The organism is Aeromonas sp. sia0103 (assembly GCF_963895295.1).
Lineage (GTDB): Bacteria > Pseudomonadota > Gammaproteobacteria > Enterobacterales > Aeromonadaceae > Aeromonas > Aeromonas encheleia.
Genome location: NZ_CAWQKG010000011.1, coordinates 933,716 through 957,143 on the forward strand (window position 1 = coordinate 933,716; position 23,428 = coordinate 957,143).

Genomic DNA, 23,428 nt, shown 5'->3' on the forward strand with positions numbered 1-23,428 from the left:
AGAAGCCCGCATCATGCGGGCTTCTCTGTCTCCGGGATAGGAACGCTAGCAGGGTGAGCGCCCCTAGCGGGTGACGGGGGCCGCGTCCGGCTTGCGCATCAACTGTTCGACGTCCTCGATCACCCGCAAGGCCGCCTGGGGGCCGCCGGTGGAGGTCCAGAGCGACCCGTCCACGGCGCCGAAGCGCTTGGCCTTGATGGCACCGAGTTGCTGGAAGGCCGGGGTCTGCTCGGCCTGCTGCATGGCATCCACCGCATCGCCGCTGGCGCTCAGGGTGCCTATCACCAGCCAGTCCGCGTCCAGCAGGTTGAGGGATTCCAGGCTCAGGGCCGGGGAGTGGGGGCTCTTGTCACCGAGCTGGTGGGGCGGTCGGGCCAGGCCCATCTCCATCACCACGCTGCTGGCGAAGGTGCCGCCGTGCATGTAGCTCGGTCCCTTCGGGTTCCAGCGCACTATGCTGAGCCGCTCGCCCTGATGGGCGGCAAGCTGGGTGCGGGCCTGTTGCAGGCGGGCATCGTACTGGGCGAGGAAGGCCTTGCCCTCGGCCTCCTTGTTCATCACCTGGGCGCTGCGGCTGAACACCTCTTTCCAGGGCTGGCCCCAGTTGCCGGTGACCACGGTGGGGGCTATCTCCTGCAGCAGGCTCAGCAGCTCGGGCTTGGTCTGGTTGGTCAGGATGAGATCCGGCTCGAGGTCTATCAGCCGCTCCAGGTTGGGGTTGTCCAGATCGCCGACCACGGCGATATCCGGGCCCGCCTTGTCCAGCAGATAGCGCGGCAGGGTGGCCTGGCCGCGGCCGTTGACGGTGCCGACCGGTTGCACGCCCAGGGTCAGGGCCGTGTCCAGATCGAGCTCGCTCAGCACCACTATGCGTTTGGGCTGGGCGGGCACTGTCTGGGTCTTGCCGTTGGCATCGATCACCTGACGGCTGTCGGCCTGGGCCTGAACGCCGACCAGGCTGGCCAGCATCAGCGCGGCTGCCAGGGGGGAGAAGATCTTCATGGTTACATCCTTATGGGTGAAATCGGCGGCACTCTTTGTTCGTATGACCTGTTCGTATGGCCTGCCCCTATGCGCTGCCCTGTTGCCTGCCGCTGGCGGGCAGAACCTGGGCCCCAAATGGGCGGGAACATGCTATCACAAGATCAATTGAGAAAGGTTGTCATTTGTATTTGTGTATCGGTCGGGGCGGCTTTGGTACCATGGGAGCCCCATTGTGAGGATCCCCGATGCTCCCTTCATCTACAGTCACCCCTTCATCCACGGTCGCACCCTTCCTCCGGCAGACCGATGCCCTGTCACTGCCGGGGCTGGAGCCACTGCCCATCCACCGGATCCGCTTCGATGCCGCCGCCTTCACCCCGACCTGCTTCGCGGCGCACGGCATCCTGTTGCCCGCGACCCTGCAGGGGGCGGTGAGCAAGCGCCAGGGGGAGTTTCTGGCGGGTCGTCTGGCGGCACGCCTGGCCCTGAGTTCTTATGGGCTGGGCGAAGAGACGGTGGCCATAGGCCAGGATCGAGCGCCCTGCTGGCCTGCGGGGATGGAGGGCAGCATCAGCCACAGCCGGCTGTTGGGGGAGGGGGTGGCGCTGTGCGCGGCGCGCCCCGGCCGAGCCGGGCTGGGGCTGGATCTGGAGGCCTGGCTGGACGGCGGGCAGGCGGACCCGCTCTGGCCCGGCATCGTCGATGAGCAGGAGTGGGGGCGGTTGGAGTCGGGGGCCCGCGCCGCCGGGCTGGACAGGGCGCAGGGGCTGACCCTGGTGTTCTCGGCCAAGGAGAGCCTGTTCAAGGCGCTCTATCCCAGGGTGGGACGCTACTTCGACTTTCTGGATGCCCGCTGGCTGGGGATGACGGAGCAGAGCATCAGCCTGTGCCTCAAGACGGCACTTGCGCCAGACCTGCCCGCCGGCTGGCACTGCACCCTGCGCTGGCAGCGGCTGCCGGGGGGGCTGCTTACCCTGCTGGCGCTTTGAATCAGCCAGGACATCAGCCAATAAAAAACCGCCGGATGGGCGGTTTTTTATTCAGGCCTGTTGCTTGGTCACTGCATCGCCGCGCCGGCGCGGCACTATGACGGGGGCACCGTCGCCGGGGGCGTGCAGTATGTCGACATCGGTCTGGTAGAGGCGGTCGATCAGGGACTTGGTCACCACCTCCCGGGCCGGCCCCATGGCCTGAACGCCGCCGTCCCCCAAGGCGATCAGCTCGTCGCAGTAACGGGCGGCGGTGGCGAGATCGTGGATGACGATGAGCACCGTCTTGCCCTCGGCGGTGATCTGATGGATGGCCTCCATCACCTCGGTCTGGTGGCCGATGTCCAGCGCGCTGGTGGGTTCGTCCAGCAGTATGATGTCCGCATCCTGGGCCAGCACCATGGCGAGCCAGACCCGCTGGGCCTGGCCGCCGGACAGCGAATTGGCGCTCTGCTGCCAGATGGCATCGAGCTGCATCCGCTCCCGGGCCCAGTTGACCATGCGCGCATCCTCCTCGCTCCACTGATTGAACCAGCCCTGATGTGGGTGGCGGCCGTATTGCACCAGCTGCTCGACCCGGATGCCCGCCGGCACCAGCGGCCGCTGGGGCAGGTAGGCCAGCTCCCGGGCCAGCGCCTTCATGCCATAGCCAGAAAGTGGTTTGCCCTTGAGCAGTATCTCCCCGGACTGGGGCTGCTCCTGGCCCGCCAGCAGCTTGAGCAGGGTGGACTTGCCGCCGCCGTTGGGGCCGACGATGCCCACCAGCTTGCCGCTGGGGATGCTGAAGGAGATGTCGTCGAACACGCGCTTCTGTTGATAGCCGAAATGGAGGCGGTTAACGCTGAGGGTCATGGTTCGGCCCCTTGTCTGATAAAGATGGTCTGGTTGGGAAGAGGGTGGAATTCATCGTCAGTCGGCCTTCTGTCGGTCTTTTATCAGGATGAACAGCAGCAGCAGGCCGCCGAGGATACGGGTCATGATGCCGGTGGCGACCTCGTGGGGGCTGGCCAGCACCCGCACCAGGGTGTCGCTCGCCAGCAGCAGCAGGGCGCCGCACAGGGCCGCTATCCAGAGTGGCACTATGCGATCCCGACTCAGCCAGGAGGCGAGGATGGGGGCCGCCATGGCGATGAACACCACCGGGCCGCCGATGGCGGTGCCGAGCGCCGCCATCATGATGGCCTGGGCCAGCACCCCGAGCTGCACCCGGTTGACGTTTACCCCCAGCGTCTGGGCGGTGATGGGGCCGAGGCGCAGCACGCCGAGGGCGCGGGAGAGATAAATGATCCAGGGGCAGATCAGCAGGATCAGTATCCCCACCGGCGCCACAGTGCCATAGCCCTGGCCGACGAAGTTGCCCATGTTCCACAGGTAGAGGCTGCTGAGGTGTACCAGGGACTGGGTGGACATGGCGAACTGGCCGATGGCGTTCATCAGCTCGGAGACGCCGATACCGATCACCACGAACAGGTAGCCCTGCTCCCCCGGCTTGTTGCACAGGGCATAGAGCACGGCGGCGGCGAACAGGGCGCCGAGCGGCGCGGCCCACCAGGGCCAGCTGCCGAGGGTCAGGTAGAGGGAGAAGATGATGATGGCCAAGGAGGCCCCCTCGTTGACCCCTATCATGTCCGGGGTGGCGAGGCGGTTACGGATCAGGGTCTGCACCAGGCAGCCGGAGAGGCCCATGGCGGCGCCCGCCACCAGCACGGCGACGATGCGCGGCAGCCGGATCTTGAACACCGTCACCTCGCTGAGCCGGCTCCCTTCGCCCAGCAGCGTCTGGATGACCCCCATCATGCTGATCTTGCCGGAGCCCAGGGTCAGTGCCAGCAGGGACAACAAGATCAGGGCCAAGATGAGCCCCATGGTGATCAGCCAGGCGCGGCGCTCCAGCAGCAGGGTACGGCGGCCGAGGCGCAGGCAGAGGGTGCCGGTGGGGAGGGGGGTCTTGGGCGCGGCGCCCGTAATGGCGTCATTCATGGCGTTATTCATGGGAGGTCACCTTATTTGACGGCCAGCAGGGAGCGGAAGCCGCCGCTGCGCACCACCAGGATGAGCACGGGGGCGCCGATCAGCGCCAGAATGACGCCGTTGGGCAGCTCGAATGGCTGCAGCAGCCAGCGCGCCAGTATGTCGGCGCCGAGCAGGAACAGCACCCCGAAGAGGGCGGAGAAGCGCACCTGGATGGCGAGGCGCACCGGCTCCACCAGGCGGGCGCAGTAGGCGGCCAGGAAGCCGACGAAGCCGATGGGGCCGGCGATGGCGATGGCGCAGGCGGTGAACAGGGTGGCGGCCAGGAGCACGCCGATGCGCACCCGGGTCGGCCGGATGCCGAGCGCCTGGGCCTGGTTGTCCCCCATCTGCATCAGGGTGAGCTGGCGGCACAGGGCCAGGGTCAACAGCAGGCCCGCCAGGGCGAAGGGCAGCACCGTCAGCACGGCGTCCAGGCTGGAGGCGGCCAAGGACCCCAGGTTCCAGAAGCGGAACTGCTCCAGCACCACCTTATTGGAGAGCAGCAGGAAGTTGGAGAGGCCGCCGAAGGTGGCGGAGAGGGCGACCCCCACCAGGATGAGCTTGAGCGGGTTGGAGCGACCCACCATCAGGCCGAGGCCGAGCACGACGAGGTTGCCAAGCAGGGCCCCCATGCCGGACCAGAGCAGGTAACCGTAGGAAGACTCGACGCCGAAATAGGTGAGGCCTATCACCAGGGCGAAGACGGCGCCGGCGTTGACGCCGAGCAGGCCGGGTTCGGCCAGGGGATTGCGGGTGGCGCTCTGCAGCATGGAGGCCGCCAGCGCGAGACAGACGCCCACCACCAGGGCCGCCAGGGTACGGGGCAATCGCAGTGTGTTGACTATCATGGCGAGTTTTTCATCGGCCACGAGGGCGGGATCGCCCAGCAGGAAACCGGCGACCTCGCGGCCACCATAGACACCGGCACCCGTGGCCAGTGACAGTGAAATCAGCAGGAACAGGAGAACCAATCCGAGCCAGAGCAGCTGTGTTTGGTGTCTTGACACCGGAGAACTCCTTATACCAGGGGACAGAAACGCAAAAAGGGAGCCCGCTTGGGCTCCCGCATCAGGGGGTCATTACAGCTTGTAGTCAACCCCGGCGTAGACGGTGCGACCCTCCAGGATGAAGTCGGCGTCGGTGGCCACCTGATCACGCTTGGTGTTGGTGAGGTTGGTGATGCCGAGCTTGAAGTCCAGGGCCGGCGTGACGGTCCAGTTGGTGTTGACGTCCAGGGTCTGGTAGCTGTCGGACTTGAACGCCTGGGCATTGCGGGCCGGGACCTTGATGATCTGGCTGCCGACATACTGCCAGGCCAGGTTGGCGCTGACCACGTCGCTCGCCTGCCAGTCCAGGCCGAGATTGCCGGTGTGATCCGGAGTTTTGGCCAGATCCTCGCCGGTGCTCTTGTCCTCGGAGTCCAGCAGGGTCCAGTTACCGGTCAGCTGCACGTTGTCCAGCACGTCGACCCAGCCGGTCAGCTCGAGACCCTTGATCCTGGCCTTCTTGACGTTGAGGTAGGTCATCACGGTCGGACGGTAGCCCGGGCCCCACTGATCGCTCTGGATCAGATCCTCGATGTCGTTGTGGAAGCCGGTCACCCCGGCACCGAAGTGAGCGGCCTCGTAGGCGGTGCCCAGCTCATAGCTGACCGCGGTCTCCGGCTTCAGATCCGGGTTGCCGACCACCTGGCAGGCGCCGCGGCAGGCGGTGGTGGAGAAGCCTTCGCTGGACTGGGCCAGGGTCGGAGCCTTGAACGCCTTGCCGGCGCCGCCCTTGATCACCCACTCGTCGGTCAGGGTGTAGAGGGCGTAGGCGCGGGGGCTGAACTCGGTGCCATAGGTCTCGTGGTGATCCAGGCGGCCGCTCAGGGTCAGCGCCAGATCGCCGAAGCCGAACTCGTCCTGCAGGTAGACGGCGCTCTGGGTCGCATCCACGCTGCCGTTGGCGATGTTGCGGCTGTGCTCCAGCTCGGTCTTGCGCAGCTCGGCGCCCGAGGTGAGCAGGTGCTCGCCGAGGTAGCCACTGAGCTGACCATCGACGGTGTTGTTGGTCTGGGTGACATCGGCGGCGCCGCCATTGAGCTGGGAGTCATCCATCAGATCGGTCTGCTCGAAGTAGTAGCGGACCCGGCTGTCGAAGTGCTCCCAGCGGCCGTTGTGGGTCAGCCCCAGGCTCAGGCGATCGAGGTTCTGCACGTTGTGGGGGGTGGCCGGCGCGGTCGGGGCGCGGGGCACGTTGTTGAAGTAGCTGTCCATGTCGTTCTGGTTGTAGCCCAGATCGAAATCGATGTCCTGATTGTCGGCGACCAGCCACTTCAGGCTGGAGAGCACGTTGACCACTTCCCGTTTCTCCAGGGCGTCGGCGTCCGGGTTGTTGCTCTGATCGCTCTTCCAGCGATCCCGCTGATAACCCTCGACCACTATGCTGCCGAGCAGCTTGTTGTCGATGAGGGCGCCGGAGACAAAGGCGCTGCCCTGGTTGGCGTCGCCGCCATCCCCCTCGGTCGGCATGCTGTGGGTGTAACCCACGGCGGCCTCGGTCTTCTCCGTGGCCTGGCGCAGGATCACGTTGACCACGCCGCCCAGAGCATCGGCACCGTACAGGGAGGAGACGGGGCCACGGATCACCTCGATGCGCTCGATGGCCGCCATGGGGATGGAGCTCAGGTCGAAGTCGTTGCCATAGGCGCTGCCCAGGGTCTCGCGGGCGTTGACGCGCTTGCCGTTGATCAGCAGCAGGGTGTAGTCGCCCCCCATGCCACGGATCTTGATCTCGTTACGGCCGGTGGGGTTGGTGGCGATGATGTTGACACCGGGCACGTGCTTGAGCGCATCGCCGATGTTGTTGACATTCATCTTGTCCAGATCGGCGCGGCTCACCACTGAGACGCTGGCCGGGGCCGTGAACTCGGTGTGCTTGGTCTGGGTCGCGGTGACGACTATGGTCTCGTTGGCCTTGACCGATTCGGCCTGGGCCAGGCCCGGCAGGGCCAGCAGACCGAGGGAGAGCAAAATAGGGTTCAAGCGAAATACGCCAGGCTGCAACTGCATTGTCAAAACTCCATGAATAAACAGAGGTTATGGGTTCCGGGCTCTTCTGGCCCGGATGCTCACTGACTTCCTTGTCTGGCAGTACCAGAGGCAGGATTATTGTTATTTTTTATCCGCGCCAGCCCTCGGATGAGGAACCAGGCGCCCCCGCAGGCCAGCAGGCCGCAGGCGATGTTGAGCCAGGCCAGCGCGGCGAAACCCTGCAGGGCGCCGCCGTCGTCGGAGACCAGGTATCTGGCCGAGAGCAGGCTGCCGAGCCCGGCCGCCACATTGGTGACCGTGCCCTGGAATGACATGAAGGCGGCGCGCTGATGGGGCGCCGGAATGGCGGCCGTGATGGCGAGCGTGGTGCTGGCGCGGGCCGAGCTCAGCGCCATGAACAGGGTAAACAGCAGGTAGACGGGCAGGCCGACCGGCAGCGCGAAACCGAGCAGGGTGACCAGTGCCAGCAGCAGGCTGGTGAGCAGGATGGCGCCCTGGGCCTTGCCTCTATCGATCCAGCCGCCGCACAGGCGCATGGTGGCCATGCTGGCGAGCCCGCCGCACAGATAGAGGGCGGCGATCTGCTCGCGCGGGAAGCCGAGGTTGAACTGGAAATAGTTGGCAAAGTGCGGGATCAGCAGGAAGTGGCCGAACATCTGCAGACAGAGGATGCACAGGGCCCCCTGGCACAGGGGCGAGGCGAGCAACTGGCGCAGACCGCTGCCCTGGGGGGCGCGGGTCACCGGCAGGGACGGCAGCAGGCGGGCGCAGATCAGGGCCAGCAGCAGGCCGCTCGTGCCAAACAGCAGGAAGGGGCTCTGCCAGCCGAGCCACTGGGCCAGGATCAGGGCGACGGGCACGATCAGGATGGCGGCCAGTGAAAACGCCATGCCGACGTAGGCGAGGCGGCGCCCCCGCTCGGCGGTTGGCACCAGATCCAGCACCGCGGCCATCAGGATGGCGGAGAGCGGACCGGCCACGCAGCCCGACAGAATGAACAGCAACAGCAGTTGCTGGCTGTCTTGCACCAGGGCGCAGGCCATCAGCAGCAGGAAGCGCAGGCTCAGCAGCAGCAGCAGGGCGGGTTTGCGATCGAAGCGGTCGAGCCAGGGAGCGGCGATAATACCCATGAGGGCGGCCCCCAGGGTGGCCCCGCCGCTGAAGTAGCCGGTCTGCTCCGGCGCCATGCCGAGGCTGATGACCAGATCGGGCCCGAGCGGCATGACCATCATCATGCTTCCCATGGAGAGCATGTTGATCAGCATCGCCAGATGAATGGCAGCGGGGGTGCTGGAAACGGCAATAACTGGCTTCATCAGAGGCTGGCTCGAAAAAATGAGTCCGAATTGTATCCGAGCGATCTTGTTGTGACAACAAATGATAACCATTTCTATTCAGGCTTTTTAAATCTCCTTGTGAGTCTTGTTTTCAGGGCCGAAATGGCCTCGCCGGGCGTTTCAAGGGGGCGAAACTGAACAAGAGAGAGACTGTCCCGCGCGCTGCCGTCATGGCAGTAACGCGTCAGCGATGGATGATGGCAAACTGTCATGAGGCAGGGGTTGCGGCGAAGAGAGGCGATGATGAAACAGTGGCGTTGGATCTGGGTGCTGTGGTGCTGCGGGCTCTGGGTGTTGCCCTTGAGGGCCGAGGTGAAGGTGATCCCGGTGTTTGAGGCAGAGGGGATGGTGCGGACCCTGAAGGAGATCTACCCCGAGCTTGGGGTGAGTGCCATGGGCAACCAGCTGGTGCTGAGCGGCAGTGCGGCGCAGCTGCAGGAGGCCGAGACGACCCTGAACCAGCTCAACCAGCCGCCCCAGAGTCTGCTCATCGAGTGGCGGGTGGAGGGGGCCTCAAGCGGTCAGCAGCTGGGGGTTGGCATCAGCAATGATAATGCCAGGCGACAGTGGCTGGCGGAGGGCAAGGGGCAAAGCTACCAGCGCAGCCAGAATGACAGCTGGCAGGTGCGCGGCCTGTCGGGGCGGCCTGTGCTGCTGCAGATGGGCTCCTACCAGCCGGTGACCTTCTATCGCTGGCAGGGGGGCCGGGTGGTGGGCATGGTGCCGCTGATCAACGGCCTCTACGCCACCGCCACCCTGCTGGGGGAGCGGGTGCAGATCGCGCTCAGCAGCGAGCAGGCCAGGCTGGAGCAAGGCACCATTCGCGGCGGTCAGAGTGCCACCGAGGTGAGCGGTGCCCCCGGTCAGTGGCTGACGGTGGGGGAGCTGTCCACCAGCCAGGAGGGCAGTGGGGCCGAACTCTCGAACCAGTCACGAGTTGGCATGGCCAGCGGCAGTGAGCGCCAGACCCTGCAGATCCGGGTCACTCGCCAATAACGGCGCCGTGCGTCTGATCGGTTTGCCAGCTGCCGCCCTGATCAGCCCTGCCCGTGGGGCTGATCGACGGCATATTCCCGGATCTGGCGGCTGCGCAGCAGATACCAGAGCGCCCAGAGGCTGCCGATCAGCACCAGAGCGGTGGGCCAGCTGAACGACCACTTCTGCAGATTCAGGCTGTGCAACTGCATCACCAGGCCGCTCAAAGTGGAGCTAAGCAGCAGGCCGCGGCTGTGGCGTCTGAGCCAGGCGCGAACGCTGTGGGTCTGCTGATGGGTGCCGCCGCAGGCGAGCAGTGCCAGCATGGCGGGCACGTCGGTCAGCAGGCTGATGTAGAGGCTCATCCTGTCCGGGTAGAAGAGGCTCAGGATGGTGCTGCCGCTCTCGCGGGTCACCCCCGCCATCAGAAACAACCAGACCGAACGGGTCAGCAGCAGGGCGATGGGCCAGAACCAGATCGGCGGCCGCAGCTGGCCGTGATCGTCGTAACGGTGTTCGGGATAGAGGGTCATAAGGGCCCTTGAGTTGCCGGATGATGCTGGTGATAGGGGGGATATGGGGCGACAGCGCGCCCTTTACAAGCGAGGCGCGGGGCAGAAATTAATCGGGGAGCCTTGGCTCCCTGATTTGCATTCGCGGGTCTGGCACGTCGATGTGCGCGTTACAGCCAGCCCTTGCGCTTGAAGAACAGGCCGGTGCCGAGCGACGACATCACCATCAGCACCAGCGACATCTGATAGCCGTACTCCCAGGCGAGCTCCGGCATGCGGCCGAAGTTCATGCCGTAGATGCTGGCGATCAGGGTCGGTGGCAGGAAGATCACCGCGGCCACCGAGAAGATCTTGATCACCTTGTTCTGCTCCAGATTGGTCACCCCCATGGAGGCCTCCAGCTGGAAGTTGATCTTGTCGAACAGGAACTGGGTGTGGGGCAGCAGGGACTCCACGTCGTGCAGCATCTCGTCGATCCACTTGTTCTGCTCGCCGGTCATGCGCTGGCGCAGGCTGCGCTTGAGGAAGCGCAGGGCGCGCCGGGTATCGTGCAGGGAGAGACGGATCTGGCCGTTGGCCTCTTCCTGGGCCATCAGCTCCTTGAGCATGGCATTGATCTGATCCGGCTCGAAGATCTGATCGGCGGTGTTCTCCAGGGTCTTGTAGCCATCCTCGATGAGATCGGAGAGGTATTCCACCTTGAGGTTCTGTACCTCCAGCAGGATGTCGAGGGCATTCTCCACCTCCAGCCTGTCCTGGCGCATGTAGTGGCGCAGCAGGCGCACCAGGCCGATGTCATCCTCGCGGATGCTGATCAGCAGGTTGTTGCGCAGGGTGAAGGAGACGTGGACACCCTTGGTGTCACGGCCGATCCGCTGGGGGAACAGGGAGTGAATGTGCAGACCATCGGTGTCCCAGTAGAAACGGGCGGACGCCTCTATGTCGTCCAGCTCCTCCTTGTCGGGAACCTCCTCCAGGAACAGGCCCGTCAACCATTCTCGCTCCGCCGTGTCCGGCTTGTAGGCATCCAGCCAGACGGTGTTGTCAGGCACTATGTCGTCAGGCCCGAGCGTGACTATGTCCAGCACCTTGTTATTGAGAATGTAGGCGGTGATCATCTGTTCCCCCTTAGTAAGTCATGGGTAATCAGGGATGGTTGCACAGGTTCATGGGCCTTAGAGCGCATAGAAAGCGATCCCATGGAAAGCATAACGAGGCCGATGGACAACCTGAATGCGGCGAACTATACAGGGGCTCGCCGCGCTTGTCAGGGCCTATTCATCTGGCTTGCAGCCTGTTTGCACAAAAAAACGGCGAGGTCGGATCAGCTGCCGTGGCCGGCATAACCGGGCCCGGACGGGGGGAAGTCGGGGGATTAATTGAGCAGGATCCCTGCTGTTGCAGGGATCACATATTGGGGTAGTTGGGCCCCGAGCCCCCTGGGGCGGCGTCCAGAGGATATGCTGGGTCCGAGCATCCTCGATGTCAGGGCCCAGGCCACAGCTGTTACATATTGGGGTAGTTCGGGCCAGAGCCCCCCTGGGGCGGCGTCCAAAGGATATTTTGACTCGGATCCTTGATGTCGCAGGTCTTGCAGTGGATGCAGTTCGCCGCGTTGATCTGTAGCCGTGGCTGGCCCTGTGTCTCCAGGATCTCGAAGACGCCGGCCGGGCAGTAGCGCTGGGCCGGCTCCGCCCAGGTCGGCAGGTTCACCTCCACCGGGATGCGCGCATCCTGCAACCGCAGGTGACAGGGTTGATCCTCGTCGTGGCTGGTGTTGGCAAGATACACCGAGGAGAGCTTGTCGAAGCTGAGCCGCCCGTCCGGCTTGGGATAGTTGATGGGCCGGCAACGGCTGGCCAGGCGCAGCTGGCGGTAGTCCGGCTCCCGATCCAGCAGGGTGAAGGGAGAGCCCTTGCCCGATCTGGCAAACAGCCGCTGCTCCAGCCAGTTGAAGGCGCCACCGAGCCAGGGGCCCCAGCGGTGCAGCGCCGCGCCGAAGTTGCGGGCGGTTTTCAGCTCCTGCGCCAGCCAGCTCTGCTGCAGTTCATCCCCATACTGGGCCAGATCCCGGCCCCCCTCATCTCCCCCGCGCAGGCTCATGGCCACCGTCTTCGCCGCCAGCATGGCCGACTTCATGGCGGTGTGTATGCCCTTGATACGGGAAAAGTCCAGGGTGCCCGCGTCGCAGCCGATGAGCAGCCCGCCGGGGAAGTGCATGCGCGGCAGCGAGTGCCAGCCGCCCTTGGCGATGGCCCGGGCGCCGTAGCTGATGCGCTCGCCCCCGCTCAGGGTCTGGGCAATGAGCGGGTGGTGCTTGAGGCGCTGAAACTCGTCGAACGGGCTGAGCCAGGGATTCTGATAGTTGAGATCGACGATGAGGCCGACCGCCACCTGATTATCCGTCAGATGATAGAGGTAGAAGCCGCCCTGGCTCTTGTTGCCTCCGTCCTCGCCGAGCGGCCAGCCGCTGCCGTGCAGCACGCGGCCGGGGTGGGACTGGCCGGCGGGCACCTGCCACAGCTCCTTGAAACCGATGGCATAGTGCTGCGGTTGGGCGGTATTTTCCAGTTGGAAATCGTTGATCAGCTGCTTGCCAAGGTGGCCGCGGGCCCCCTCGGCGAACAGGGTGTAGCGGCCATAGAGCGCCATGCCGGGCACGTGATCCGCCTTGGGCACGCCGTCGCGATCCAGCCCGAGATCGCCGGTGATCACCCCTCTGATCCGCCCCTCCTCCATGATGAGCTCGCTGGCCACGAAGCCGGGGTAGATCTCGACCCCGAGCGACTCCGCTTCCCGGCCGAGCCAGCGGCAGAGGTTGCCGAGGCTGACGATGTGGCAGCCGTCGTTGTGCATGCGGGGCGGTACCGCCCAGTGGGGCAGCTGCAAGGCGCGGCTCTCGTTTCGCAGCAGATGTACCTGGTCATCTGTGACCGGCACGCCGAGGGGGGCCTGCTGCCAGCGGTCCGGCAGCAGCTCCTTGAGGGCGACGGGATCGAGCAGGGCGCCGGAGAGCAGATGGGCCCCGATTTCCGCCCCTTTCTCCAGCAGGCAGACCGCGAGATCCGGGCTGTGCTGCTTCAGTGCGATGGCGGCACTGAGGCCAGCCGGGCCGCCACCGACGATGACGACATCAAATTCCATTGCTTCGCGTTCCATCTTGCCTCTGCGCTCGACTTGGCCTAGGGTAGTGCTGGTAGTTTACGTAAACGTAAAGCATTTTGTAAGCACAAAAGTGTGAGGACCTGTTCACGACCTGTGACGAGAAGTCGTCAGCAAGGTAAAGAGCAGCGCAGGAACCGGAGCGTATAGACATACGTGAGGATGCCGAGCAGCACATGAGCCTTGCTCACGGCCTCGCAGTAAGATCGTGGACAGGTTCTGAGAGTGCAAAATGGATTCACTCAACCGATACGAGGTATGACCGCCATGAAGCTGCTGGTCGCTGTCAAACGGGTCGTTGATTACAACGTCAAGATCCGGGTCAAGGGCGATGGCTCCGATGTGGAGCTCGCCAACGTGAAGATGGGCATCAACCCGTTCTGTGAAATCGCGGTGGAGGAGGGGGTGCGGCTGCGCGAAGCCGGGGTCGCGAGTGAGCTGGTGGTGGTCAGCTTCGGGCCGCAGGCGGCAGCCGAGCAGCTGCGCCATGCCCTGGCGCTGGGGGCGGACAGGGCGCTGCACTATCTCACGGACGAGGGCGGCACCGCCGAGGCACTGACCCCGCTGACGGTGGCGCGCGCCCTGCAACGGGTCTGTGAGCAGGAGCAGCCGGACCTGGTGCTGCTCGGCAAGCAGTCCATCGATTCCGACAACAATCAGGTCGGCCAGATGCTCTCGGCCCTTCAGGACTGGCCGCTCGCCACCTTCGCCTCCGTCGTCAGACTGGTCGAGGGGGAGCTGCAGGTGACCCGCGAGATCGATGGCGGCCTGGAGACTCTCGGCACGCCGCTGCCCGCCGTGGTGACGGTGGACCTGCGCCTGAACGAGCCTCGCTTCGCGTCGCTCCCCAACATCATGAAGGCCAAGCGCAAGCCGCTGGAGAGCAAGCCGTTTGCGGCGCTCGGTGTCGAGCCCGCCGCCCAGACCCGGCTGCTCGGGGTGATGGCACCCGCGGTGCGCAGCGCCGGCGTGCGGGTCGGCTCCGTGGATGAGCTGGTGGACAAACTCAGAAACGAAGCCAAGGTGCTGCCATGAGCGCCCTGGTGATGGTGGAACCCATCGGGTGCCAGCCTGTTGCCGGAATAGCTGGTGTGGTGGGCAAACTCAACAACCAAATTAAGGTGCTGCCATGAGCGTACTGGTCATAGTCGAACATCATCAGGGCCGGCTCGCCGACAACGCGGCCCAGCTGGTCACGGCGGCGACGCAGCTCGGCGGTGAGCTGCACCTGTTGCTGCTGGGGCAGGGGCTGACCGAGGCGGCCGAGCAGGCGGCGGCGCTGCGAGGGGTGAGCCGGGTCTTGCTGGCCGAGCACCCCATGCTGGCGGAGGGGCTCAACGACGGCGTCGATGCCTGGCTGGTCGGGCTGGCGCGGGATTATCAACATTGCCTGATGGCGGCGAGCTGTCATGGCAAGGATCTGCTGCCGCGGCTGGCGGCCCGGCTCGGGGTGGAGATGATCTCCGAGGTGACTGGCATCGAGGGGCCCGATACCTTCCTGCGCCCCATCTACGCGGGCAATGCCATCGCCAGGGTGGCAAGCTCGGCGCCCGTCAAGGTGCTCACCATCAGGCCGACGGCCTTTGCCAAGGCGGGCAGCGGTACTGAGCTGGCCCCCAGCTCGCGGGTACCGGTACCAGAGCTGGGCTGCCGCACCCGCCTCATCGAGCGGCGCGCGGTGCGATCCGCCCGGCCCGACCTCGGCGCTGCGCGGGTGGTGGTCTCGGGGGGGCGGGCGCTGGGCTCGAAGGAGCAGTTCGCGCTGATCGAGGCCCTGGCCGACAAGCTGGGGGCCGCGGTCGGCGCCTCCCGGGCGGCGGTGGACGCCGGCTTCGTGGCCAACGATCTGCAGGTGGGCCAGACCGGCAAGGTGGTAGCGCCCGAGCTCTATATCGCGGTCGGCATCTCCGGGGCCATCCAGCATCTGGCGGGGATGAAGGAGTCCAAGGTGATAGTCGCCATCAACAAGGATCCCGAGGCCCCTATCTTCCAAGTGGCGGACTATGGCCTGGTGGGGGACTTGTTCAGCCTGCTGCCTGAGCTCACCGCCAAGCTCTAGCCTCGTCGCGGTGAGCGGCCCCTAGGCATCCTCACCATGTCGGCATTGATGTCGCGCAAGCCCTGACTCGTTCAGGGCTTTTTCTATGGCGCCCGGACCAGCCCCGCGGGGCAAAAGCTTGCGCCAGATCCCAAAAAGCCTTTGATCCGGTGGGGGCCTCTCGTGTAAAAACGTTCAAGTCATCGATTACTCTCATCCACTCACGGAAAGCGTCATGAGCAAACAGATTTACAACTTCTGCGCCGGCCCCGCCATGTTGCCGGTTGAAGTCATGGAGCGCGCCCAGCGCGAATTTTGTAATTTCCAGGGGCTGGGAGCCTCGGTCATGGAGCTGTCCCATCGCGGCAAGCCCTATATGGCGGTCGCCGAGAAGGCCGAGGCTGACCTGCGCGAGTTGCTGGCGGTGCCGGCCAACTACAAGGTGCTGTTCATGCACGGCGGTGGTCGTGGCCAGTTCTCCGCGGTGCCCATGAACCTGCTCGGCGGCGCCAACAAGAAGGCGGATTACCTGCTGACCGGCGTCTGGGCCCAGAGCGCCGTGGATGAAGCCCACAAGTATGGCGATATCCAGACCTTCCAGGGGGTGGCCAAGAATGCGCAGGGGATAAGCCACCTGCTGCCGACCCCGGCGTTTCGCGCCGACGCGGCCTATGTGCACTACTGCCCGAACGAAACCATTGATGGCATAGAGATGTTCGACATCCCGGCCACCGGCGACGTGCCCCTGGTGGCGGACTTCTCCTCCACCATCCTCTCCCGTCCCATCGACGTGAGCCGCTTCGGCATCATCTACGCTGGCGCCCAGAAGAACATCGGCCCCTCCGGCCTCGCCATCGCCATAGTGCGCGACGACTTGCTGAGTCAGGCGAGAGCCGATGTGCCCTCGATCTTTGACTACCAGCTCACCGCCAAGAACGACTCCATGTTCAACACCCCGCCCACCTACGCCTGGTATCTGGCCGGGCTGGTGTTCGAGTGGCTGAAAGAACAGGGCGGGCTCGAGGCGATGGCAGCGCGCAACAAGGAGAAGGCCGATTTCCTCTACGGCTATCTCGATCAGTCCAGCTTCTATGGCAACCAGGTGGATACGGCCTGTCGCTCGCGCATGAACATCCCGTTCCAGCTCAAGAACGCCGAGTTGGACAAGCTGTTCCTGGCCGAGTCGGAGGCGTCCGGTCTACTGGCGCTGAAGGGGCACCGCATCGTCGGCGGCATGCGTGCCAGCCTCTACAACGCCATGCCGCTGGAGGGGGTCAAGGCTCTGGTGAGCTTTATGGATGGCTTTGCCAAGCGCCACGGCTGAGAAGCCGTTCACGTGCCTGCTGCGACGCCGTGATCAAGGCTCATGTGCTGCTCGGAAGCCTCATTTATGGGGATAAACTCCGGTTCCTGCGCTGCGCTTCACCTTGCTGACGGCCTCTCGCGACAACCCGTGAACAGGTTCTAAAGCATCTTCCCTCTGATGCAAGGCGCCGGGGACTCCCCGGCGTCTGTTTTTCCGGTGGATCCTGACCGCCCGCATCAGCGGCCCGGTTTTTGTGCCAAGAGTAGTCTTGCCGCGCAGAACGCAGGCTGTTAACGTCCGGTCAGGTGATTTAATTGAGATAGTACAGGAAGTCTATGAATTCGTTGCGTTTGGAACCCATTTATCGTGTGGCTGGCGTGGTCAATCTGCCTGGCTCCAAAAGTGTCTCTAACCGTGCCCTGCTGCTGGCAGCCCTGGCGCGGGGCACCACCCGGCTGACCAACCTGCTCGACAGCGATGACATCCGTCACATGCTGGCGGCGCTGACCCAGCTCGGCGTCAAGTACAAGCTCTCCGCCGACAAGACCGAGTGCACTGTGCACGGCCTGGGTCGCAGCTTCGCGGTGAAGGAGCCGGTCAACCTCTTCCTCGGCAACGCCGGCACCGCCATGCGTCCGCTCTGCGCCGCCCTCTGCCTGGGATCAGGCGAATACATGCTGGGCGGTGAGCCGCGCATGGAAGAGCGCCCCATCGGCCATCTGGTGGACGCCCTGCGTGAAGCCGGCGCTCACATCCAGTACCTGAAGAAAGATGGCTACCCGCCGCTGGTGGTAGATGCCAAGGGACTCTGGGGCGGCGATGTGCACGTCGACGGCTCCGTCTCCAGCCAGTTCCTGACCGCCTTCCTGATGGCGGCCCCCATGGCGGCCGGCGATACCCGCATCCACATCAAGGGGGAGCTGGTCTCCAAGCCCTACATCGACATCACCCTGCACATCATGAAGCAGTTCGGGGTGGTCATCGAACACGACGACTACAAGCTGTTCTACATCAAGGGTAACCAGACCTATGTCAGCCCCGGTGACTTCCTGGTGGAAGGGGATGCCTCCAGCGCCTCCTACTTCCTCGCGGCGGGCGCCATCAAGGGCAAGGTGCGGGTGACCGGCATCGGCAAGCACAGCATCCAGGGCGACATTCACTTCGCCGACGTGCTGGAGAAGATGGGGGCAAAGATCACCTGGGGTGACGACTTCATCGAGGCACAGCAGGCTCCGCTGCACGGCATCGACATGGACATGAACCAGATCCCGGACGCGGCCATGACCATCGCCACCACGGCGCTGTTTGCCGAGGGGCCGACCTCCATTCGCAACATCTACAACTGGCGGGTGAAGGAGACCGATCGCTTGCACGCCATGGCGACCGAGCTGCGCAAGCTGGGTGTGGAGGTGGAGGAGGGGCATGACTTCATCACCGTCACCCCGCCAACGCAGCTGCAACACGCGGCGATCGACACCTACAACGATCACCGCATCGCCATGTGCTTCTCGCTGGTGGCGCTGTCGGATACGGCGGTGACCATCAACGATCCGGGTTGTACCTCCAAGACCTTCCCGGACTATTTCGACAAGTTGGCCGGCATCAGCCAGGCCGTCTAACCCCGTCGGGCCCGCCTCAGTGCGGGCCTTTTCACTTCCTGCCTCCCTAGCATCATTTCTGTAACTTGCAAGATCACCTCTAAAAATTCTTCCATTGGCAATGTAATTTTCTATTTACACCGTCCCGCCGTAGGGCTAGATTGAGATCTCTCTATCGCAGTCATCTAGCAGGAAATCTTGTCATGCAGCATCAAACCGACGACGTTCGAATCAGTGAAATCAAAGAGTTATTGCCCCCGGTTGCGGTGCTCGAGAAGTTTCCGGCGACCGAGACCGCCTCATCGACCGTCTTTGAATCCCGTCAGGCCATTCATCAGATCCTGGCCGGCGAAGATCAGCGCCTGCTGGTGGTGATCGGCCCCTGCTCCATCCACGATCCCCTGGCCGCGCTGGAATATGGCAAGCGCCTCAAGGCCTTGCGTGATGAGCTCAAGGGGTCGCTCGAGATAGTGATGCGGGTCTACTTCGAGAAGCCGCGCACCACCGTGGGCTGGAAGGGGCTGATCAACGACCCTTACCTCGACAACAGCTGCCAGATCAACGACGGCCTGCGCATCGGTCGCAAGCTGCTGCTGGATCTCAACGACATGGGGCTGCCGACCGCCTCCGAATTCCTCGACATGATCACGCCGCAATACATGGCGGATCTGATGAGCTGGGGCGCCATCGGTGCCCGCACCACCGAATCCCAGGTGCACCGCGAGCTGGCCTCCGGTCTCTCCTGCCCGGTCGGCTTCAAGAATGGCACCGACGGCACCATCAAGGTCGCCATCGACGCCATCGGTGCCGCCAGTGCGCCGCACCACTTCCTGTCGGTGACCAAGTACGGCCACTCCGCCATCGTCTCCACCCGGGGCAACCCGGATTGCCACATCATACTGCGCGGTGGCCGCGAGCCGAACTACAGCGCCGCCCACGTGGATGAGGTGGTGAAGGGGTTGGACAAGGCCGGTCTGCCGCAGAAGGTGATGATCGACTTCAGCCACGCCAACAGCAGCAAGCAGTTCAAGAATCAGATGATAGTGGCCGAGGACGTGGCCGATCAGCTGCGCGCCGGCAGCAAGGCGGTGTTCGGCGTCATGGTGGAGAGCCACCTGGTGGAAGGGCGCCAGGATCTGGTGGAAGGCTGCGAACTCACCTTCGGTCAGAGCATCACGGACGCGTGCATCAACTGGGCCGATACCGAGGTGCTGCTGCGCAACCTGGCCGATGCGGTGGCGACCCGCAACGCGCTCTGAGCACAGCGCCAGCGGGCAATGGCCCGCATGGCAGCCATAAAAAAAGCGCGACCCCTGGTCGCGCTTTTTGTTGCTCTGAATGCCTGAATACAGGCGTTTACTTGGCGCGGGTCTGATGACCGCGTAGGCGGATGTTGATCATCTCCACCACCAGCGAGAAGGCCATGGCGAAGTAGATGTAGCCCTTCGGAATGTGCATGTCCAGCCCTTCGCCCACCAGCGCGACCCCGACCAGGATCAGGAAGGAGAGCGCCAGCATCTTGATGGTGGGGTGCTCGTCGACGAAGTCACCTATGGCCTTGGCGGCAAACATCATGACCCCGACGGCGATCATGATGGCCAGCACCATGACGGGCACGTGGTCCGCCATGCCGACGGCGGTGATGACGGAGTCCAGGCTGAAGATGATGTCGAGGATGGCGATCTGCACCAGTGTCGACATGAAGCCGGCGGTCTTGCTCACCATCCCCTGCTCGTCGGCGGCCCCTTCCAGGCTCTGGTGGATCTCGTGGGTGCTCTTGGCGATGAGGAACAGGCCCCCCACCAGCAGGATCATATCCCGGCCCGAGATGGCCTCGTCGAACAGGCTGAACAGCGGATGGGTGAGTCGCATCACCCAGGCCAGTGACAGCAGCAGCAGGATACGGGTACCCATGGCCAGCCCCAGCCCCAGGATCCGGGCGCGCTGACGCTGGGCCTCCGGTAGCCGGCCGACCAGGATGGAGATAAAGATGATGTTGTCGATGCCCAATACGATCTCGAGCAGGGTGAGGGTAGCGAGCGCGACCCAGGCAGAGGGATCAGCAATCCATTCCAGCATGATTGAACCTTGGTTAAAAAATTGAAGCAGCGCATTCTAGCAGGCCGACTTGGCTTGTCCCATAGCGGCGAACAGATAAAATAGCGGCGATCAGAGGGAGAGAATCATGTTTCGTTTAGGGCTCATTATCAACCCGGTCGCCGGCATCGGCGGGGCGGTCGGCCTCAAGGGCAGCGACGGTGTCGTGGCCGAGGCGCTGGCGCGGGGCGCGGTGCCAAAGGCGCAGGAGCGGGCCCGTCAGGCCCTGCTGCCGCTCTGTCAGCTGACACAATCCTTCGAGCTGCTGACGGTTGCGGGCGACATGGGGGGGACGCTTGCCGAGTCGCTCGGGTTGCCCCATCGCATCGTCCATCGACCCGCCGCCGGCTCCACCAGCGCCGCCGACACCCGCACCGCCGCCGAGCTGATGCGGGCGGCTGGGGTGGATTTGCTGCTGTTCGCCGGCGGCGATGGCACCGCCAGGGATATCTGCGCCGCGGTGGGGGAGTCCTGCCATGTGCTCGGCATTCCGGCCGGGTGCAAGATCCACTCCGGGGTGTACGGGGTGACCCCGGCCGCCAGCGGTCGGGTGGTGGCGCGGATGATAGGCGGTGAGCTGCTGAGCCTGGTGGATGCCGAGGTGATGGACATCGACGAAGAGGCGTTTCGGGCGGGCAAGGTGCGCGCCCGTCACTATGGCCAGCTGCTGGTGCCGGGCGATCTGCGCTACGTACAGGCGGTCAAGCAGGGCGGGCGGGAGTCCGAGGAGCTGGTGCTGGCCGATCTCGCCGCCGGGGTGGTGGAGCAGATGGAGGCCGATACCCTCTATCTGATGGGATCCGGCAGCACGGTCGCCGCCTGCATGGGGGAGCTGGGGCTGGAAAATACCTTGCTCGGTGTGGATCTGGTGGAAAATGGCCGGCTTATCGGGCAGGATCTGTCCGCCGCGGACATCCTGACCCGGATCCGCGGTCGTCGCTGCCGCCTGATCATTACCCTGATCGGTGGCCAGGGACATCTGTTCGGGCGCGGAAATCAGCAACTGAGTCCAGAGGTGATCCGGGCCGTCGGGCGGGACCATATCCAGGTTCTCGCCACCAAAGCCAAGCTGGCGGCACTCGATGGCCGTCCGCTGCTGGTGGATACCGATGACCCGGCACTGAACCGGTCGTTAAGTGGTTATCTGCGGATAACCACCGGATACAAGGATCAGGTCATCTACCCGGTGGCCAACCCGGAATAGGACATCAAGGATGCGGCTGGCCTGGCGCCAGAGAGCCGCGATCAACCGGATCGCGGTTCCACTCCCCGAATTATTTTGCCGGCAACTTATTGCCAGCCACTCTGAAAATGAGGCTGCGTTACATGACGATTCACGATTTTGAGCACAAGTTGTTGGGACTGATCGACACCATGGTCGCCACGGCCAGCGAAGACGATCTGTTTGCGGGCGGTTATCTGCGCGGCCATATCTCGCTGGCGGTGGCGCGAGCCGAGCTGGAAGGCAAGACCCTGGTGCGGGATGTAAAGAGCTATGTATTGCGCAGCCTGAACGAGGCCATCTTGCAGGGCGAGCTGTCCGAGCAGGACGAGGTGCTGGTTCAGGACATGTGGAGACGGCTGCAGCAGCAGGCGGAAGCTTGATCCCCCACACAATTCAAACAGAAGTTTGAGTAATCTGCTTCCCTGAGTGTTATCAAAAGGTTAATAATGAGTCTTGCCTTTTGTTTCAGGGATTAAACTATGGCCTCCTCCTCACGCATTGCCACCAAACTGCCGCTCGAGATGCTCTATCACTGGGAGCGGCAGTGTCCTGACCGGATCTATCTCAGACAGACCATCCACCGTGAATACCGCGACTTCAGCTGGTCGGAAGTGGCGGATCAGGCGCGGCGCATGGTGACCGCCCTGCGCGAGCTGGGGTTGGTGTCCGGCGACAAGGTAGCGCTGCTTTCCAAGAACTGTGCCGAGTGGTTCATCGCCGATCTGGCGATGCAGATGGGGCAGTATGTGAGCGTACCCATCTACCCGACCGCCAACGTCGACACCATCGAATACGTGCTGCGTCACAGCGAAGCCAAGGCGATCTTCGTCGGCAAGCTGGACGACTGGAAGAGCCAGGAGGCCGGCGTTCCCGCCGATCTGCTGCGCATCGCCTTCCCCTATGACACCATGCCGGCCGCCCTGCAATGGGACAAGTTGCTGACGGCGCACGCCCCTATTCCCGATAGCCCGGTGCAGGCGCCGGACTCCCTGCTGAGCCTGGTCTACACCTCCGGCAGCACCGGCAAGCCCAAGGGCGCCATGCTGAGCGTCGAGCGCTACGCCTGGTCGTGCGAGAAGCTGGTGGAGGCGGTGGCACTGACCGACGCCGATCGCGGCTTCTCCTACCTGCCGCTGGCTCACATCACAGAGCGGGTCTACATCTATGGCGGCAGCCTGTTCAGCGGCGCTACCATCGCCTTCCCCGAATCCCTCGATACCTTCATCGACGACGTCAAACGCTGTCGTCCCACCGTCTTCATCTCGGTGCCGCGGCTGTGGGCCATGTTCCGCATCAAGATCCTCGAGAAGCTGCCCCAGAAGAAGCTCGCCCTGCTGCTCAAGATCCCGCTGGTCTCGACCCTGATCAAGCGCAAGCTGAGCAAGGGGCTGGGGCTGGATCAGGCGCGGGTACTCGGCTGTGGCTCGGCCCCGGTGGCGCCGGCCCTGCTGCAGTGGTATTACAGCATCGGCATCAACATCACCGAGGCCTGGGGCATGACCGAAAACCACGCCTTCTCCACCCTCAACTATCCATTCAGGGCCGACAAGATAGGCACGGTCGGCAAGGCGGGACCCGGGGTAGAGATCCGCATCTCGGACGAGGGGGAGATCCTCTGTCGCTGTGAAGGCATGATGCTGGGCTACTACAAGGATCCAGAGCACAGCGCCGAGGCCATCGACGCCGATGGTTGGCTCCACACCGGCGACATGGGCAAGCTGGACAGGGAAGGCTACCTCACCATCACCGGCCGCATGAAGGACGTGTTCAAGACCGCCAAGGGCAAGTACGTGGCACCTGTGCCCATCGAGGGGTTGCTGGGGCAGGAGCCCATCATAGAGCAGCTGTGCGTCATCGGTTATGGCATGCCGCAGCCGGTCGCCCTGGTGCAACTGGCCGAGAGCGCCATGAGAGGGGACAGGGCCGAGGTCAATGCCCAGCTGGAGGCTGCCCGCAAGCGGGTCAACGATCAGCTGGAGTCCCATGCCAGGATCCGCGGCATCCTGGTGGTCAAGGCCCCCTGGAACATCGAGAACGGGGTGCTGACTCCGACCATGAAGATCCGCCGCCACCTGCTGGAGCAGAAATACGCGGACATCGGCGAGCGCTGGTCCGGCGGCGAGAGCATTATCTGGGAGTCCTGATCAATCCGGGACT

The 23,428-nt window shown here is 64.2% G+C and carries 20 protein-coding genes; 10 read left to right on the forward strand and 10 right to left on the reverse strand.

All coding sequences use genetic code 11. The features are described 5' to 3' along the window. Positions 1-63: 63 nt before the first annotated feature. Complete coding sequence (locus AACW18_RS06930; protein ID WP_218388188.1) at positions 64-1,002, reverse strand: ABC transporter substrate-binding protein; 939 nt, start codon at positions 1,000-1,002, stop codon at positions 64-66. A 227-nt stretch (positions 1,003-1,229) separates the two neighbouring features. Here AACW18_RS06930 and AACW18_RS06935 point away from each other — a divergent pair, with 227 nt between their 5' ends. Continuing rightward, entirely contained in the window at positions 1,230-1,973 is a 744-nt protein-coding gene (locus AACW18_RS06935; RefSeq protein WP_218388189.1) for a 4'-phosphopantetheinyl transferase family protein, read from the forward strand. 51 nt (positions 1,974-2,024) lie between these two features. Here the strand turns inward: AACW18_RS06935 and AACW18_RS06940 are convergent, their stop codons facing one another. The 5 genes from AACW18_RS06940 to AACW18_RS06960 all read right to left on the reverse strand — a co-directional run bounded on the left by AACW18_RS06940 (position 2,025) and on the right by AACW18_RS06960 (position 8,337). Then, positions 2,025-2,825 carry an amonabactin ABC transporter ATP-binding protein gene (locus tag AACW18_RS06940; protein ID WP_218388190.1) on the reverse strand — a complete coding sequence of 267 codons (801 nt, stop codon included), beginning with the start codon at positions 2,823-2,825 and terminating at the stop codon, positions 2,025-2,027. Between the two features lie 57 nt (positions 2,826-2,882). Then, complete coding sequence (locus AACW18_RS06945) at positions 2,883-3,965, reverse strand: amonabactin ABC transporter permease subunit 1 (protein WP_218388191.1); 1,083 nt, start codon at positions 3,963-3,965, stop codon at positions 2,883-2,885. Between the two features lie 11 nt (positions 3,966-3,976). Beyond that, positions 3,977-4,993: an amonabactin ABC transporter permease subunit 2 gene (locus AACW18_RS06950; protein ID WP_042653554.1), complete on the reverse strand. Its 1,017-nt coding sequence runs from the start codon at positions 4,991-4,993 to the stop codon at positions 3,977-3,979. A gap of 72 nt (positions 4,994-5,065) precedes the next feature. After that, positions 5,066-7,039, reverse strand: a complete 1,974-nt coding sequence (locus AACW18_RS06955; protein ID WP_218388192.1) for a siderophore amonabactin TonB-dependent receptor — start codon at positions 7,037-7,039, stop codon at positions 5,066-5,068. A gap of 59 nt (positions 7,040-7,098) precedes the next feature. Then, on the reverse strand, positions 7,099-8,337 hold the full coding sequence (locus AACW18_RS06960) for an MFS transporter (RefSeq protein ID WP_218388193.1): 1,239 nt from the start codon (positions 8,335-8,337) through the stop codon (positions 7,099-7,101). A 261-nt stretch (positions 8,338-8,598) separates the two neighbouring features. On the opposite strand from AACW18_RS06960, the gene AACW18_RS06965 reads away from it, so the two are divergent. After that, a complete protein-coding gene (locus tag AACW18_RS06965) occupies positions 8,599-9,354 on the forward strand; it encodes a hypothetical protein (protein WP_371317020.1) in 756 nt (251 codons plus the stop codon). Positions 9,355-9,395: 41 nt separating this feature from the next. On the opposite strand, the gene AACW18_RS06970 is transcribed toward AACW18_RS06965, so the two are convergent. From AACW18_RS06970 to AACW18_RS06980, 3 genes are all read right to left on the reverse strand, one after another. Then, entirely contained in the window at positions 9,396-9,866 is a 471-nt protein-coding gene (locus AACW18_RS06970; protein ID WP_218388195.1) for a DUF2919 domain-containing protein, read from the reverse strand. 149 nt (positions 9,867-10,015) lie between these two features. Further along, positions 10,016-10,963, reverse strand: a complete 948-nt coding sequence (corA, locus tag AACW18_RS06975; protein ID WP_042653558.1) for a magnesium/cobalt transporter CorA — start codon at positions 10,961-10,963, stop codon at positions 10,016-10,018. A gap of 388 nt (positions 10,964-11,351) precedes the next feature. Further along, the gene (locus AACW18_RS06980; protein WP_218388196.1) at positions 11,352-13,004 is read right to left on the reverse strand and encodes an electron transfer flavoprotein-ubiquinone oxidoreductase; all 1,653 of its coding nucleotides are present in this window, start codon (positions 13,002-13,004) and stop codon (positions 11,352-11,354) included. 270 nt (positions 13,005-13,274) lie between these two features. Here AACW18_RS06980 and AACW18_RS06985 point away from each other — a divergent pair, with 270 nt between their 5' ends. From AACW18_RS06985 to aroG, 5 genes are all read left to right on the forward strand, one after another. Beyond that, entirely contained in the window at positions 13,275-14,042 is a 768-nt protein-coding gene (locus tag AACW18_RS06985) for an electron transfer flavoprotein subunit beta/FixA family protein (protein WP_218388197.1), read from the forward strand. Positions 14,043-14,136: 94 nt separating this feature from the next. Beyond that, the gene (locus AACW18_RS06990; protein WP_218388198.1) at positions 14,137-15,066 is read left to right on the forward strand and encodes an electron transfer flavoprotein subunit alpha/FixB family protein; all 930 of its coding nucleotides are present in this window, start codon (positions 14,137-14,139) and stop codon (positions 15,064-15,066) included. A gap of 214 nt (positions 15,067-15,280) precedes the next feature. Further along, complete coding sequence (gene serC / locus AACW18_RS06995) at positions 15,281-16,369, forward strand: 3-phosphoserine/phosphohydroxythreonine transaminase (protein ID WP_042653561.1); 1,089 nt, start codon at positions 15,281-15,283, stop codon at positions 16,367-16,369. A gap of 317 nt (positions 16,370-16,686) precedes the next feature. Next, positions 16,687-17,970 (forward strand): 3-phosphoshikimate 1-carboxyvinyltransferase, encoded by a 1,284-nt coding sequence (gene aroA, locus AACW18_RS07000; RefSeq protein WP_218388199.1) that lies wholly within the window; start codon positions 16,687-16,689, stop codon positions 17,968-17,970. A gap of 182 nt (positions 17,971-18,152) precedes the next feature. After that, a complete protein-coding gene (gene aroG / locus AACW18_RS07005) occupies positions 18,153-19,208 on the forward strand; it encodes a 3-deoxy-7-phosphoheptulonate synthase AroG (protein WP_042653563.1) in 1,056 nt (351 codons plus the stop codon). Between the two features lie 97 nt (positions 19,209-19,305). Here aroG and AACW18_RS07010 read toward each other — a convergent pair whose 3' ends face one another. Then, positions 19,306-20,028: a TerC family protein gene (locus AACW18_RS07010; protein ID WP_042653564.1), complete on the reverse strand. Its 723-nt coding sequence runs from the start codon at positions 20,026-20,028 to the stop codon at positions 19,306-19,308. Between the two features lie 106 nt (positions 20,029-20,134). Between AACW18_RS07010 and AACW18_RS07015 the strand changes: the two genes are divergently transcribed. The 3 genes from AACW18_RS07015 to AACW18_RS07025 all read left to right on the forward strand — a co-directional run bounded on the left by AACW18_RS07015 (position 20,135) and on the right by AACW18_RS07025 (position 23,415). Then, positions 20,135-21,250 carry an ATP-NAD kinase family protein gene (locus tag AACW18_RS07015; RefSeq protein ID WP_218292344.1) on the forward strand — a complete coding sequence of 372 codons (1,116 nt, stop codon included), beginning with the start codon at positions 20,135-20,137 and terminating at the stop codon, positions 21,248-21,250. A gap of 122 nt (positions 21,251-21,372) precedes the next feature. Then, complete coding sequence (locus tag AACW18_RS07020) at positions 21,373-21,651, forward strand: YfcL family protein (protein WP_042653566.1); 279 nt, start codon at positions 21,373-21,375, stop codon at positions 21,649-21,651. 99 nt (positions 21,652-21,750) lie between these two features. Then, entirely contained in the window at positions 21,751-23,415 is a 1,665-nt protein-coding gene (locus AACW18_RS07025; RefSeq protein WP_218388200.1) for an AMP-binding protein, read from the forward strand. The last annotated feature ends 13 nt before the right edge of the window (positions 23,416-23,428 follow it).

Bases quoted from the DNA above. Each gene is read 5' to 3' on its own strand.
- AACW18_RS06985 (WP_218388197.1), top strand. From the start codon at position 13,275: ATGAAGCTGCTGGTCGCTGTCAAACGGGTCGTTGATTACAACGTCAAG.
- AACW18_RS06930 (WP_218388188.1), bottom strand. From the start codon at position 1,002: ATGAAGATCTTCTCCCCCCTGGCAGCCGCGCTGATGCTGGCCAGCCTG.
- AACW18_RS06945 (WP_218388191.1), bottom strand. From the start codon at position 3,965: ATGAATAACGCCATGAATGACGCCATTACGGGCGCCGCGCCCAAGACC.
- AACW18_RS06980 (WP_218388196.1), bottom strand. From the start codon at position 13,004: ATGGAACGCGAAGCAATGGAATTTGATGTCGTCATCGTCGGTGGCGGC.
- AACW18_RS06990 (WP_218388198.1), top strand. From the start codon at position 14,137: ATGAGCGTACTGGTCATAGTCGAACATCATCAGGGCCGGCTCGCCGAC.
- AACW18_RS06940 (WP_218388190.1), bottom strand. From the start codon at position 2,825: ATGACCCTCAGCGTTAACCGCCTCCATTTCGGCTATCAACAGAAGCGC.
- AACW18_RS07020 (WP_042653566.1), top strand. From the start codon at position 21,373: ATGACGATTCACGATTTTGAGCACAAGTTGTTGGGACTGATCGACACC.
- AACW18_RS06965 (WP_371317020.1), top strand. From the start codon at position 8,599: ATGATGAAACAGTGGCGTTGGATCTGGGTGCTGTGGTGCTGCGGGCTC.
- AACW18_RS06960 (WP_218388193.1), bottom strand. From the start codon at position 8,337: ATGAAGCCAGTTATTGCCGTTTCCAGCACCCCCGCTGCCATTCATCTG.
- AACW18_RS06935 (WP_218388189.1), top strand. From the start codon at position 1,230: ATGCTCCCTTCATCTACAGTCACCCCTTCATCCACGGTCGCACCCTTC.
- AACW18_RS07015 (WP_218292344.1), top strand. From the start codon at position 20,135: ATGTTTCGTTTAGGGCTCATTATCAACCCGGTCGCCGGCATCGGCGGG.
- serC (WP_042653561.1), top strand. From the start codon at position 15,281: ATGAGCAAACAGATTTACAACTTCTGCGCCGGCCCCGCCATGTTGCCG.
- aroA (WP_218388199.1), top strand. From the start codon at position 16,687: ATGAATTCGTTGCGTTTGGAACCCATTTATCGTGTGGCTGGCGTGGTC.
- AACW18_RS06970 (WP_218388195.1), bottom strand. From the start codon at position 9,866: ATGACCCTCTATCCCGAACACCGTTACGACGATCACGGCCAGCTGCGG.
- AACW18_RS06955 (WP_218388192.1), bottom strand. From the start codon at position 7,039: ATGCAGTTGCAGCCTGGCGTATTTCGCTTGAACCCTATTTTGCTCTCC.
- aroG (WP_042653563.1), top strand. From the start codon at position 18,153: ATGCAGCATCAAACCGACGACGTTCGAATCAGTGAAATCAAAGAGTTA.
- corA (WP_042653558.1), bottom strand. From the start codon at position 10,963: ATGATCACCGCCTACATTCTCAATAACAAGGTGCTGGACATAGTCACG.
- AACW18_RS07025 (WP_218388200.1), top strand. From the start codon at position 21,751: ATGGCCTCCTCCTCACGCATTGCCACCAAACTGCCGCTCGAGATGCTC.
- AACW18_RS07010 (WP_042653564.1), bottom strand. From the start codon at position 20,028: ATGCTGGAATGGATTGCTGATCCCTCTGCCTGGGTCGCGCTCGCTACC.